16 protein-coding genes, 1 tRNA gene and 1 pseudogene are annotated in these 12,732 nt (G+C 58.2%); 14 read left to right on the forward strand and 4 right to left on the reverse strand.

Annotated features, from left to right (window positions below):
• Positions 1–7: 7 nt before the first annotated feature.
• Genes rbsK through ACLH0H_RS18870 form a run of 3 tightly spaced genes read left to right on the forward strand, consistent with a single transcriptional unit; the run spans position 8 to position 2,380 of the window.
• Entirely contained in the window at positions 8–925 is a 918-nt protein-coding gene (gene rbsK / locus ACLH0H_RS18860; RefSeq protein ID WP_411379159.1) for a ribokinase, read from the forward strand.
• Positions 922–1,326, forward strand: a complete 405-nt coding sequence (gene rbsD / locus ACLH0H_RS18865) for a D-ribose pyranase (RefSeq protein ID WP_411379160.1) — start codon at positions 922–924, stop codon at positions 1,324–1,326. The genes rbsK and rbsD overlap by 4 nt, the downstream gene beginning before the upstream one ends.
• A gap of 25 nt (positions 1,327–1,351) precedes the next feature.
• Entirely contained in the window at positions 1,352–2,380 is a 1,029-nt protein-coding gene (locus ACLH0H_RS18870) for a nucleoside hydrolase (RefSeq protein WP_411379161.1), read from the forward strand.
• Between the two features lie 33 nt (positions 2,381–2,413).
• Here the strand turns inward: ACLH0H_RS18870 and ACLH0H_RS18875 are convergent, their stop codons facing one another.
• Complete coding sequence (locus tag ACLH0H_RS18875) at positions 2,414–2,626, reverse strand: hypothetical protein (protein WP_076953603.1); 213 nt, start codon at positions 2,624–2,626, stop codon at positions 2,414–2,416.
• A 168-nt stretch (positions 2,627–2,794) separates the two neighbouring features.
• Between ACLH0H_RS18875 and ACLH0H_RS18880 the strand changes: the two genes are divergently transcribed.
• Positions 2,795–3,103 (forward strand): hypothetical protein, encoded by a 309-nt coding sequence (locus ACLH0H_RS18880; RefSeq protein ID WP_307391301.1) that lies wholly within the window; start codon positions 2,795–2,797, stop codon positions 3,101–3,103.
• A gap of 144 nt (positions 3,104–3,247) precedes the next feature.
• The gene (locus ACLH0H_RS18885; protein WP_186691964.1) at positions 3,248–3,568 is read left to right on the forward strand and encodes an I78 family peptidase inhibitor; all 321 of its coding nucleotides are present in this window, start codon (positions 3,248–3,250) and stop codon (positions 3,566–3,568) included.
• Positions 3,569–3,641: 73 nt separating this feature from the next.
• Here the strand turns inward: ACLH0H_RS18885 and ACLH0H_RS18890 are convergent, their stop codons facing one another.
• Together ACLH0H_RS18890 and ACLH0H_RS18895 are read right to left on the reverse strand one after the other, a co-directional pair.
• Entirely contained in the window at positions 3,642–3,854 is a 213-nt protein-coding gene (locus ACLH0H_RS18890; protein WP_003234260.1) for a cold-shock protein, read from the reverse strand.
• A gap of 289 nt (positions 3,855–4,143) precedes the next feature.
• Positions 4,144–4,458, reverse strand: coding sequence for a hypothetical protein (locus ACLH0H_RS18895; protein WP_083735310.1), 315 nt, complete (start codon positions 4,456–4,458; stop codon positions 4,144–4,146).
• A 366-nt stretch (positions 4,459–4,824) separates the two neighbouring features.
• Between ACLH0H_RS18895 and thrS the strand changes: the two genes are divergently transcribed.
• The 9 genes from thrS to ACLH0H_RS18940 all read left to right on the forward strand — a co-directional run bounded on the left by thrS (position 4,825) and on the right by ACLH0H_RS18940 (position 12,279).
• Entirely contained in the window at positions 4,825–6,747 is a 1,923-nt protein-coding gene (thrS, locus tag ACLH0H_RS18900) for a threonine--tRNA ligase (RefSeq protein WP_025857830.1), read from the forward strand.
• Positions 6,747–7,298: a translation initiation factor IF-3 gene (gene infC, locus ACLH0H_RS18905; RefSeq protein ID WP_015884933.1), complete on the forward strand. Its 552-nt coding sequence runs from the start codon at positions 6,747–6,749 to the stop codon at positions 7,296–7,298. Before thrS ends, infC begins: the two co-directional genes overlap by 1 nt.
• A gap of 59 nt (positions 7,299–7,357) precedes the next feature.
• Positions 7,358–7,552 (forward strand): 50S ribosomal protein L35, encoded by a 195-nt coding sequence (rpmI, locus tag ACLH0H_RS18910; RefSeq protein ID WP_002553160.1) that lies wholly within the window; start codon positions 7,358–7,360, stop codon positions 7,550–7,552.
• Positions 7,553–7,581: 29 nt separating this feature from the next.
• Complete coding sequence (gene rplT / locus ACLH0H_RS18915) at positions 7,582–7,938, forward strand: 50S ribosomal protein L20 (RefSeq protein WP_003234252.1); 357 nt, start codon at positions 7,582–7,584, stop codon at positions 7,936–7,938.
• Positions 7,939–8,047: 109 nt separating this feature from the next.
• The gene (gene pheS / locus ACLH0H_RS18920; protein ID WP_411379162.1) at positions 8,048–9,064 is read left to right on the forward strand and encodes a phenylalanine--tRNA ligase subunit alpha; all 1,017 of its coding nucleotides are present in this window, start codon (positions 8,048–8,050) and stop codon (positions 9,062–9,064) included.
• 26 nt (positions 9,065–9,090) lie between these two features.
• Positions 9,091–11,469: a phenylalanine--tRNA ligase subunit beta gene (pheT, locus tag ACLH0H_RS18925; RefSeq protein ID WP_411379163.1), complete on the forward strand. Its 2,379-nt coding sequence runs from the start codon at positions 9,091–9,093 to the stop codon at positions 11,467–11,469.
• A gap of 3 nt (positions 11,470–11,472) precedes the next feature.
• The gene (ihfA, locus tag ACLH0H_RS18930; RefSeq protein WP_002553164.1) at positions 11,473–11,775 is read left to right on the forward strand and encodes an integration host factor subunit alpha; all 303 of its coding nucleotides are present in this window, start codon (positions 11,473–11,475) and stop codon (positions 11,773–11,775) included.
• A complete protein-coding gene (locus ACLH0H_RS18935; RefSeq protein WP_003219935.1) occupies positions 11,756–12,112 on the forward strand; it encodes a MerR family transcriptional regulator in 357 nt (118 codons plus the stop codon). The genes ihfA and ACLH0H_RS18935 overlap by 20 nt, the downstream gene beginning before the upstream one ends.
• A gap of 90 nt (positions 12,113–12,202) precedes the next feature.
• Positions 12,203–12,279 (forward strand) — tRNA-Pro (locus ACLH0H_RS18940).
• Between the two features lie 82 nt (positions 12,280–12,361).
• Here the strand turns inward: ACLH0H_RS18940 and ACLH0H_RS18945 are convergent.
• Positions 12,362–12,650: pseudogene (locus tag ACLH0H_RS18945) on the reverse strand (site-specific integrase); the annotation flags it as partial.
• Positions 12,651–12,732: the final 82 nt, after the last annotated feature.

Consider the following 12,732-nt stretch of genomic DNA (forward strand, 5'->3'; position numbering starts at 1 on the left):
CTGACGTATGCCAGCAAAAGTAGTGGTAGTAGGCAGCTTGAACATGGACCTGGTTACCCGTGCCAGTCGGCTGCCGCGCGCCGGGGAAACCTTGATTGGCCAGACGTTTTCCACCGTGCCCGGCGGCAAGGGCGCGAACCAGGCGGTCGCCTGCGCGCGCCTGGGCGCCGACGTTTCGATGGTGGGTTGCGTCGGCACCGATGCCTATGGCACTCAGTTGCGTGACGGGTTGCAGGTGGAAGGCATTGATTGCCAGGCCGTCAGAACCGTCGATGGCTCAAGCGGCGTGGCCTTGATCGTGGTCGATGACAGCAGCCAGAACGCCATTGTGATCGTGGCAGGCAGCAACGGCGAACTGACGCCGGCCTCGTTGCAGGCGTTTGACGCGGTGCTGCAGTCGGCAGATGTGATCGTCTGCCAGCTGGAAGTGCCGATGGACACTGTAGGGCATGCCCTTGCGCGCGGCCGTGAACTGGGCAAGACGGTGATCCTCAACCCGGCGCCAGCCAGCGGCCCGCTGCCGGCCGAGTGGTACGCCTCGATCGACTACCTGATCCCCAATGAAAGCGAAGCCACCGCACTCAGCGGCGTGACGGTCGATTCCATTGAAAGTGCCAAGACGGCGGCGACCCAACTGCTCCGGGCGGGCGCCGGTAAAGTCATCATCACCCTGGGCTCGCAGGGCGCGCTGTTTGCCGACGGCCAGGGCTTTGAGCATCTATCGGCGCCGAAGGTCAAGGCCGTGGATACCACGGCGGCGGGCGATACCTTTGTCGGTGGCTTCGCCGCGGCACTGGCCAATGGCAGAAGCGAAGCCGAGGCCATCCGCTTTGGCCAGGTCGCGGCGGCGTTGTCGGTCACCCGTGCCGGCGCGCAGCCTTCTATTCCAACGCTGCACGACGTACAAGGTTTTGTGCTCTCATGAAAAAGACACCTCTGCTCAATATCGCGTTGTCGCGTGTGATCGCCTCCCTGGGCCACGGCGACATCCTGGTGATCGGCGATGCCGGCCTGCCAGTGCCGCCGGGCGTCGAGCTGATCGACCTGGCGTTGACTCAAGGCATTCCGGATTTCATCAGTACCTTGCGCATCGTGCTCAGCGAAATGCAGGTGGAAAGCCACGTGCTCGCCGAAGAAATCCTGCTCAAGCAACCGCCGGCGCTGGCCGACCTCAACACGCTCACCGAGCAGGTCGCCCTCGGTGAACGGCGCCTGCTCAGCCATGAAGCATTCAAACAGTTAAGCCGCAAGGCCCGCGCCGTAGTGCGCACCGGTGAATGCCAGCCTTACTGCAATATCGCGCTGGTGTCCGGCGTCACTTTCTAGAGTCCCAACGACAAGGAGTGTTTTTATGCAACATGGTCTTCCAACCCTGAAAAATCTGTTCCGGAGCGTCCTGCTTTTGTCCGCACTCACTGCTGCAAGCGCCCAGGCGGCGGAAAAGATTGACCTGATCATCGACACTGACCCAGGCGCCGATGATGTGGTGGCCTTGCTGTTCGCCATGGCCTCGCCGGATGAACTGAACATCCGCGCGCTGACCACTGTTGCCGGCAATGTGCGGCTGGACAAGACTTCCCGCAACGCGCGTCTGGCGCGCGAATGGGCAGGGCGCGAAGACATCCCGGTGTACGCCGGTGCGCCGGCGCCGCTGCTGCGCAAGCCCATCTACGCCGAGAATATCCATGGCAAGGAAGGTATTTCCGGCGTCACGGTACATGAGCCTAAAAAGGCCCTGGCTGAGGGCAATGCCGTTGATTACCTGATCAAGACCTTGAGCACTGCCAAGCCTCACAGCATCACCATCGCCATGCTCGGTCCGCAGACCAACCTGGCGCTGGCGTTGACCCAGGCGCCGCAGATTACCCAAGGCATCAAGGAAGTAGTGGTGATGGGCGGTGCGCACTTCAATGGCGGCAATATCACGCCGGTAGCGGAGTTCAACCTGTTTGCCGACCCGGTCGCCGCCGAGATCGTGCTCAAGAGTGGCGTCAAGCTGACCTACCTGCCGCTTGACGTGACCCACAAGGTCCTGACCAGCGAAGCGCGCCTGAAGAAGATCGCCGACATCAACAACAACGCGAGCAAGGTCGTCGGCGACATCCTCAACGAGTATGTCAAGGGCGACATGGAGCACTACGGCATTCCAGGCGGTCCGGTACATGACGCGACCGTCATCGCCTATCTGCTCAAGCCTGAGCTGTTCAGCGGCCGTCAGGCCAATATGGTGGTGGACAGCCGCGAAGGCCCTACCTTTGGCCAGACCATCGTCGACTGGTACGACGGCCTGAAGCAGGAAAAGAACGTGTTCTGGGTTGAGAACGGCGATGCCCAGGGCTTCTTCGACCTGCTGACCGAGCGCCTGGCGCGTCTGAAGTAACGTGCTGACCGGTCGGCATTCGTCGGCCGGTTCCTATTCGCGCTCGGGGTCTTGTGCCCCCATGTGGTCGGCCGGGTATTTTTCGAATATCTGGCCGATGAAGGCTTGCGCCGCTTGTGTGCCCAGTTCCTTGACCAGCAGGTCGATACCGATGATCGCCAATTCCTCTGGGCTGCCGGGGCTATAGGAGCTCTGTCCCAGGGGCCACTTGGCTTTGATGTCGGCTTGGAGCGTTACGGTGGTCATGGATATCTCGCGGGGCTGAAAGTGCTGTGCAGTGCGCTGGAACGCGGTTCTAAGCCAGGGAGTTAACCATTTTGCGTCGGGTTTGGCACTGATACTTAGGCATGAGGCGCTTCGGCATGGCGCCCGCGCTGTGCGACACTGTTGTCCTTTAATTGCCGGGGATACCACGTGCAGATCGACTTGAACAACCCCGAGAACCTTACCCTGGCAGCGGTGCGTCAGCTGATCGCCAGTGCCAGTGACGACGAACATACCCAGTTGCGCGTGACCAAAGCGGGCATCGCCTATATCTCCTCAGGGAAGGTGGTAGGCGGTGTAGATATCGACGGGCTGCTGTTTCGCCTGGAGACTTGGGCAAAGGGATCTGGGTATGTAGGAAATGTGGCTGCCAGTGACGAAGTCTGGGTGACGCAGATTTTCAATGCGCTGAAGCAGAACTGGCCAAAGCCGGCGTTCGACTACATCGACATCTACTGAATTTATTCATATCTGGTCACGATTGATCGGGCGAATGCCTGCTGAGAGTCAGGCAGACTGGGCCGGCAGCGGTTTACGTCTTGAAACCAATCTGCCCAATCGCTGTCGCACCATCTCTGTCCATTTCTTATCATAGGAGGCTTCATGCCTTGGAAGCTCGCATCATTCGGTACTTTGTTGGCAGCACTCGCGTTGGCGGGTTGCAGCACCCCGGGTACCTCTGAGCCAGCCAAAGACGCCGCTGTGACCGACGCAGGTCATAGCCGCTGTGAGGCGAAGGCCGCCGAATTCACTCTCGGCCAGAAAGCGTCGCCCCAGTTGCTGGAGCAGGCGCGTACCCGTGCCGGTGCGCAGAACGCACGAATCCTCAAGCCCAACGATATGATCACCTTGGAATACCGCTCTGACCGCTTGAACCTCAACACCGACGACAACCTGGTGATCACGCGCGTCAATTGCGGCTAAGCTTCCCGCGCTTTTGCAACGCCCATAAAAAACCCCGTCACATGGACGGGGTTTTTTTTAGCTCAGCGGAGAATTACTCGCCGCGAACCTGTGCAGCTTGCATACCCTTTTGGCCTTTCTCAGCCACGAAGGAAACGGTTTGGCCTTCTTTCAGGCTTTTGAAACCGTCGCTTTCGATAGCTTTGAAGTGTACGAACAGGTCGTCACCGCCACCTTGAGGAGTGATGAAGCCGAAGCCTTTTTCATCGTTGAACCATTTAACGGTGCCGGTTTGGCGATTAGACATGGTGTATCTCCAAGAAACATATATTTTCAGTAGTGCTGTGCTGCTCAGGCCAACTGGGCACACCGGGCTATCATAGTCGAAATGTTCGGCTTGGGAGCCCCCCCAGGGCATTGTTTGCTAATCAATAGCGTTGCGTTTAGCGCTTTGATCGGCTGAAAGCCCCAATCTACGGGGCTTTGGCTCGAAATATCAGCTGATAAAAAAAGCCGTAAAAGCTGTGTAATTTGTATGAATTGGCAGTTTTTTGGCTGTTTTTTCAGCGAAAAAGCTGTGAGGTCAGAAGCAAATCCTACTTTTTCTTCACGACTTTGCAGGACGAAATAGCGGCTACCGCCTTGTTCTTGAGGTCTGCGCTGGCGTTTTGGTTGGTCATCAGTTCCTTGATCTCGGCAGTGCTCAATTCGGCGTTGATTTTGTCAGCGCCACATTCGCAGTGGGCTTTGGCGGTCTTGGCGTCTACGTTCTGGCTGGCGGCTGCGCTGCAGTCGCTGACGAAGCTGTCGCGGGCACCGGCTGGCCAGTTCGACGGGGCTGCCGCCTGCGCGCCGAGGGAAAGGAGGGTCAGGGAAGCGGCGAGAGCGAGGGTAGAGGTAAAACGCATCATGAGGATGCTCCTTTGGGTCGAGGACGAACGGCGATTCTCAGGGGGTTGGAGGCAGTGCGTACAGCTCAAGTTCACTTTTGCGGCTATAAAGGCCGGAATTTGTGTTTACACCAGATGGCGGCGGCACGATGACCGTTCATCTGTGCTAGGATCTTGCGCTTGGCTATTTCCAGGCGTGCCATTGCCGCCTTGCCAGGCTCTTTTTAGCTCACTCCAGTCACTCTGGTTCGATTATCGGTTGGCCGAAAGGCTCCTGCCGCTGTAAGGCAGGCGTTCATCATTGAACGGCCTGGTGTTGGATCTTGTACTGGCTCATCCCAACCCACGTGACCTTTGGTAGGGGTCACCACTAGGAGAGGAGGCGCCATGCCAACTATTACTCTTCCCGACGGCAGTCAACGTTCATTCGATCATTCGGTTTCCGTAGCCGAGGTCGCCGCATCCATTGGTGCCGGCCTGGCGAAGGCCACCGTGGCCGGCAAGGTCGACGGCAAGCTGGTCGACGCCAGCGACCTGATCACTTCCGATGCCAGCCTGCAGATCATCACGCCCAAGGATCAAGAGGGGTTGGAGATCATTCGCCACTCTTGCGCGCACCTGATTGGCCACGCGGTCAAGCAGCTGTACCCCACCGCGAAAATGGTGATCGGCCCGGTCATTGAAGAAGGCTTCTATTACGACATCGCCTACGAGCGTCCTTTTACGCCGGACGACCTGGCCGCAATCGAACAGCGCATGCACGCGCTGATCGAAAAAGACTACGACGTGATCAAGAAGGTCACGCCGCGCGCCGAGGTGATCGACGTGTTCACCGCCCGTGGCGAAGACTACAAGCTGCGCCTGGTGGAAGACATGCCGGACGAGCAGGCCATGGGCCTGTACTACCACGAAGAATACGTCGACATGTGCCGCGGCCCGCACGTGCCGAATACTCGCTTCCTCAAGTCGTTCAAACTGACCAAGTTGTCCGGTGCCTACTGGCGTGGCGACGCGAAGAACGAGCAACTGCAACGGATCTACGGCACCGCCTGGGCCGACAAGAAGCAGTTGGCGGCCTACATCCAGCGCATCGAAGAAGCCGAGAAGCGCGACCACCGCAAGATCGGCAAGCGCCTGAACCTGTTCCACCTCCAGGAAGAAGCGCCGGGCATGGTGTTCTGGCACCCGAACGGCTGGACCCTGTATCAGGTGCTCGAGCAGTACATGCGCAAAGTGCAGCGCGAGAACGGCTACCTGGAAATCAAGACGCCTCAGGTTGTCGATCGCAGCCTCTGGGAGAAATCCGGACACTGGGCCAACTACGCCGACAACATGTTCACCACCCAGTCGGAAAACCGCGACTACGCCATCAAGCCGATGAACTGCCCTTGCCACGTGCAGGTATTCAACCAGGGCCTGAAGAGCTACCGCGAGCTGCCTATGCGCCTGGCCGAGTTCGGTGCCTGCCATCGCAACGAGCCATCGGGTGCGCTGCACGGCATCATGCGCGTGCGCGGCTTTACCCAGGACGACGCGCATATCTTCTGCACCGAAGAGCAGATGCAGGCCGAATCCGCCGCGTTCATCAAGTTGACCATGGACGTTTATCGCGATTTCGGCTTTACCGAAGTCGAGATGAAGCTGTCCACTCGTCCGGAAAAACGCGTGGGCTCCGATGAGCTGTGGGATCGCGCCGAAGCTGCATTGGCCGCTGCGCTCGACAGTGCGGGCCTTGCGTACGATCTGCAACCGGGTGAGGGCGCGTTCTACGGCCCAAAAATCGAGTTCTCTCTGAAAGATTGCCTTGGCCGCGTCTGGCAGTGTGGTACCCTGCAGCTCGATTTTAACCTGCCGATCCGTCTGGGAGCCGAATACGTCTCCGAAGACAACAGCCGTAAACACCCGGTTATGCTGCACCGGGCGATCCTCGGCTCGTTCGAACGGTTCGTCGGGATCCTGATCGAGCACTACGAGGGTGCATTCCCCGCGTGGCTGGCTCCGACCCAGGCAGTGATCATGAATATCACTGATAAACAGGCAGATTTTGCCGCTGAAGTTGAAAAAACTCTCAACGAAAGCGGGTTTCGTGCCAAGTCCGACTTGAGAAATGAAAAGATCGGCTTTAAAATCCGCGAGCATACCTTGCTCAAGGTTCCCTATCTCTTGGTTATCGGAGATCGGGAAGTCGAGATGCAGACTGTCGCTGTGCGTACTCGTGAAGGTGCTGACCTGGGCTCGATGCCCGTCGCCCAGTTCGCTGAGTTCCTCGCGCAAGCGGTTTCCCGGCGTGGTCGCCCAGATTCGGAGTAATTATTATTAAGCGTGAAATGAGACAAGATAAACGAGCTGCACCGAAAGCCCCGATCAACGAGAATATCTCGGCACGCGAGGTTCGGTTAATTGGCGCTGATGGCGAGCAGATTGGCATCGTCTCGATTGATGAAGCGCTTCGTATTGCAGAAGAGTCCAAGCTGGACCTGGTGGAAATCTCCGCCGATGCAATCCCACCTGTTTGTCGGGTGATGGACTACGGCAAATCTATCTTCGAAAAGAAGAAGCAGGTTGCCGCAGCGAAGAAGAACCAGAAGCAGATTCAAGTAAAAGAAATCAAGTTTCGTCCAGGGACGGAGGAAGGGGATTACCAGGTAAAACTGCGCAACCTGGTACGTTTCCTGAGTGATGGGGACAGGGCCAAGGTATCCTTGCGATTCCGCGGCCGTGAGATGGCCCACCAGGAGCTGGGGATGGAACTCCTCAAGCGGGTTGAAGCTGACCTGCTCGAGTACGGTTCGGTCGAACAGCATCCTAAGATGGAAGGACGCCAGCTTATTATGGTCATCGCCCCGAAAAAGAAGAAGTAATCAACAGGGCACGGCAGGCCTTCTGATTATGTTTATCAACTGAATGCGGAGTACCGAACATGCCAAAGATGAAAACTAAAAGTGGTGCTGCTAAGCGGTTTCTGAAAACTGCTAACGGCATCAAGCACAAGCACGCTTTCAAGAGCCACATCCTGACCAAAATGTCGACCAAGCGTAAGCGTCAATTGCGCGGTAGCAGCTTGCTGCATCCGTCTGACGTGGCAAAAGTCGAGCGCATGCTGCGCCTTCGTTAATTTTGGTTCAAGAATAGAGGAAGTAACTCATGGCTCGTGTAAAGCGTGGCGTCATGGCCCGTAAGCGTCACAAAAAAATTCTGAAACTTGCTAAAGGTTACTACGGCGCGCGTTCACGCGTATTCCGTGTTGCCAAGCAAGCGGTAATCAAGGCAGGCCAATACGCCTACCGCGACCGTCGTCAGAAAAAACGTCAGTTCCGCGCTCTGTGGATCGCTCGTATCAATGCTGGTGCACGTGTTAACGGTCTGTCCTACAGCCGTTTCATCGCTGGCCTGAAAAAAGCGTCCATCGAAATCGACCGTAAGGTTCTGGCTGAACTGGCCGTGAACGAAAAAGCGGTGTTTGCTGCGATTGTCGAGAAAGCTAAAGCCACCTTGGCTTAAGTACCCCCGACAGTCATCCTGGGCTGCTGCTGCAGCCCACGGTGGTAAACGTCATAAATAGGGGAAGAGCCTTCAAGCTCTTCCCCTATTTTGTATCTGGAGTCTGTACATGGAAAACCTGGACGCGCTCGTTGCCCAAGCTCTTGAGGCTGTGCAAAGCGCTGAAGATATCAATGCCCTGGAGCAAATCCGGGTTCACTACCTTGGCAAGAAGGGCGAATTGACTCAGGTGATGAAGACCCTGGGGAATTTGCCGCCTGAAGAGCGTCCGCAAGTCGGTGCGCTGATCAACGTCGCCAAGGAGCGTGTCACAGAGGTGCTCAATGCGCGCAAGGCGTCGCTCGAGGAGGCCGATCTTGCGGCCAGGCTCGCCGCCGAGTCCATTGACGTAACCCTGCCTGGCCGTGGCCAGGCCTCGGGCGGTCTGCATCCGATTACCCGGACTCTGGAGCGTATTGAGCAGTTCTTCACCCATATCGGCTACGGCATTGCCGAAGGCCCTGAGGTCGAAGACGACTACCACAACTTCGAGGCGCTCAACATCCCAGGCCACCACCCGGCCCGGTCGATGCACGACACCTTCTATTTCAACGCGAACATGTTGTTGCGCACCCATACCTCGCCGGTACAGGTCCGCACCATGGAAGCGAACAGGCCGCCGATCCGCATTGTCTGCCCAGGCCGTGTGTACCGCAGCGACTCCGATATCACCCACTCGCCGATGTTCCATCAGGTGGAAGGCCTGCTGGTGGATCGTGATATCAACTTCGCCGACCTCAAGGGCACCATCGAGGAATTCCTGCGGGTGTTCTTCGAGAAGGAGCTGGCGGTGCGTTTCCGTCCATCGTTCTTCCCGTTCACCGAGCCGTCCGCTGAAGTCGACATGGAATGCGTGATGTGCAGCGGTAAAGGCTGCCGCGTCTGCAAACAGACCGGCTGGCTGGAGGTGATGGGCTGCGGCATGGTTCACCCCAACGTGCTGCGCATGTCCGGCATCGATCCGGAAGAATTCTCGGGCTTTGCCTTCGGCATGGGCGTTGAACGTCTGGCCATGCTGCGTTACGGCGTGAACGACTTGCGTCTGTTCTTCGACAACGACTTGCGGTTCCTCGCGCAATTTCGCTAGTCGTAACGAATCTTTAGGAGAGCAGGATGAAATTCAGTGAACAATGGCTGCGTGGCTGGGTAAGCCCGCAGGTAGGTCGCGACGAGCTGGTTGCTCGTCTGTCGATGGCCGGTCTTGAGGTCGATAGCGTCACGCCGGCCGCCGGTGTTTTCAGCGGCGTCGTGGTGGGCGAGGTGCTGAGCACCGAACAGCACCCGGACGCCGATAAATTACGCGTGTGCCAGGTCAGCAATGGCACGCAAACCTTCCAGGTCGTATGCGGAGCGCCGAATGTGCGCCCGGGCTTGAAGATTCCGTTCGCCATGATCGGTGCCCAGCTGCCGGACGACTTCAAGATCAAAAAGGCCAAGCTGCGTGGTGTTGAGTCCAACGGCATGTTGTGCTCCCAGGCTGAACTGCAGGTGGGTGAGGGCAATGATGGCCTGATGGAGCTGCCGGCCGACGCGCCAGTGGGCCAGGACATCCGCGTTTACCTGGAACTGGAAGACGCCAGCATCGAGGTCGACCTGACCCCGAACCGTGGCGACTGCCTTTCCCTGGCCGGCCTGGCCCGTGAAGTGGGCGCGCTGTACAACGCCCAAGTCAACCGTCCTGTCGTCGCTGCCGTGTCTGCGGTGCACGACGAAGTACGCCCGATTGAAGTCCTGGCGCCACACGCCTGCCCGCGTTACTTGGGCCGTGTGATCCGCAACGTCGACCTGTCCAGGCCAACGCCACTGTGGATGGTCGAGCGCCTGCGTCGCGCCGATGTGCGCAGCATCGACGCCGCCGTCGACATCACCAACTACGTGATGCTGGAGCTGGGGCAGCCGTTGCACGCTTTCGACCTTGCCGAAATCAACGGCGGCATCCGTGTGCGCATGGCTGAAGAAGGCGAAAAGCTGGTGCTGCTCGACGGTCAGGAAGTCAGCCTGCGTGCCGACACCCTGGTCATCGCCGACCACTCCCGCGCCCTGGCGATTGCCGGCGTGATGGGTGGCGAGCACAGCGGTGTGTCCGCGACCACCCGCGACGTATTCCTTGAAAGCGCGTTCTTCGACCAGATCGCCATCGCTGGCAAGGCCCGTTCCTACGGCCTGCACACCGATGCCTCGCACCGCTACGAGCGTGGCGTGGACTGGAAGCTCGCCCGTGAAGCCATGGAGCGTGCCACCGGCCTGCTGCTGGAAATCACCGGCGGCGAAGCTGGGCCGATCACCGAGACTGTCAACGAGCAGTACTTACCGTCCATTGCGCCGATCGACCTGCGTGCCAAAAGCGTTGAGCAAATGCTCGGCCTGGTGATCGAACCGGCTGAAATCGAGCAACTGTTGTCGGCTCTCGGTCTGGGTATTACCGCAGGCGGGGAAGGGCAATGGAGCGTTGAAGTGCCCAGCCATCGCTTCGACATCAGCCTGGAAGTCGACCTGATCGAAGAGCTGGCGCGCCTCTATGGCTACAACCGTCTGCCGGTTCGTTACCCGCAAGCGCGCCTGGCGCCACAGCCGAAGGCCGAGGCGCGTGCGCACCTGCCTGAGCTGCGTCGTCTGCTGGTGGCCCGTGGTTACCAGGAAGCCGTGACCTACAGCTTCATCGATCCCAAGCAGTTCGAACTGTTCAACCCTGGCGTCGAACCGCTGTTGCTGGCCAATCCGATTTCGAACGACATGGCCGCCATGCGCTCGTCCTTGTGGCCTGGCCTGGTGAAGGCGCTTTCCCACAACTTGAACCGCCAGCAAGACCGCGTGCGCATGTTTGAAAGCGGCCTGCGTTTTGTCGGCCAGCTTGTCGACCTGAAGCAAGAGCCGATGCTGGCCGGTGTGGTCTGCGGCAGCCGCCTGCCTGAAGGTTGGGCACAGGGTCGCGACGCCGTCGACTTCTTCGACGTCAAGGCCGACGTGGAAGCGGTACTGGGCTTTGCCGGTGCGCTGGATGCCTTCACTTTCGTGCCGGGCAGCCACCCGGCGTTGCATCCAGGCCAGACGGCGCGCATCGAGCGCGAAGGTCGCCTGGTTGGCTTCGTCGGTGCTATTCACCCTGAGCTGTCCAAAACCCTGGGCCTGGACCGTCCGGTCTTTGTGTTCGAGCTGGTCCTGGCCGAAGTGGCTTGCGGCAAAATGCCAAAATTCAGCGAGCTGTCGCGCTTCCCTGAAGTGCGCCGCGACCTGGCCCTGATCGCCGACCGTGAAGTGGCCGCCACTGCCGTTCTGGATGTAATCCGTGAAAATGCAGGGGAATGGCTGACAGACCTCAGGCTATTTGACGTCTATCAGGGTAAAGGCATTGATCCGCATAGAAAAAGCCTGGCAGTTGGCTTGACCTGGCAGCATCCATCGCGCACTCTTAACGACGATGAGGTGAATACTACGACACAAAATATCCTCACCTCGCTCGAACAAAGGTTAAACGCCACGTTAAGGAAGTGACGTATGGGGGCTTTGACGAAAGCTGAGATGGCGGAACGTCTGTACGAAGAGTTGGGTCTGAACAAACGCGAGGCCAAGGAATTGGTCGAGCTGTTTTTCGAAGAGATCAGACACGCTCTGGAAGACAACGAACAGGTCAAGTTGTCCGGTTTCGGCAATTTTGACCTGCGGGACAAACGCCAGCGGCCTGGCCGCAATCCAAAAACGGGAGAAGAAATCCCGATCACGGCTCGCCGTGTGGTCACCTTTCGTCCAGGGCAGAAGTTGAAGGCCCGAGTTGAGGCTTATGCTGGAACCAAGTCATAACGACGAGCTACCCGTCATCCCAGGCAAACGCTACTTCACCATCGGTGAAGTCAGCGAGCTCTGCGCGGTAAAACCGCACGTGCTGCGCTATTGGGAGCAGGAGTTTCCTCAACTCAACCCCGTCAAACGCACCGGGAACCGTCGGTATTATCAGCGCCAGGATGTGCTGATGATCCGACAAATCCGTGCGTTGCTGTACGACCAGGGGTTCACCATCAGCGGCGCGCGCCAGCGCATGTCCGGTGATGAAGCCAAAGACGACACCACCCAATACAAGCAAATGATCCGCCAGATGATCTCCGAACTCGAAGATGTGCTGGTGGTTTTGAAGAAATAACTTCGGCTTTAAAAATACTTCCACATTTCAAAAGCTTGCGGTATATTCCGGTTCGCTTCGTTAAGAAGCGAACCCAGTAACACGCCTAGTCGGGGCGTAGCGCAGTCCGGTAGCGCACTAGCATGGGGTGCTAGGGGTCGAGTGTTCGAATCACTCCGTCCCGACCATATTATTCAATGACTTAGCCGCTTTCGAGCGGCTTTGTTGTTTCTGCTATAGTGACTTTCCGAGTGACCTTGGCATTTTCAATCATGCTTCCCTCCTTTTCAGAATCGTCAGCGCTGGTGCGCGCGAGTCGGTTGCTGGATACCTTATTCGCCGCCGCAATGAGCTGGTCCAACTCCGCTGCCGAGTAGTGGCTGGTGATGCTTCCGTTCTTGTGGTCGAGCAGCGCTTTGCGATCCTCCTCAGTCACGCCTGCAGCACGCATCCTTCTCCCAAAGGTGTGCTTCAAGTCATGAATGCGGATTCTGGCAAAGCCGTCATGTGCTAGCCGCAAGAACTTCTCCCGCCACTTCTTTGCCGCGCTGTTTCTCGATCACTGACTTGGCAGCGTACAGCAGGTCGCGGAGCATATAGGTCGAGTCGCGCACGCGGACATTCACTACGCGAGTGTTGAA

Source organism: Pseudomonas sp. MPB26 (assembly GCF_046605355.1).
GTDB classification, from domain to species: domain Bacteria; phylum Pseudomonadota; class Gammaproteobacteria; order Pseudomonadales; family Pseudomonadaceae; genus Aquipseudomonas; species Aquipseudomonas cedrina.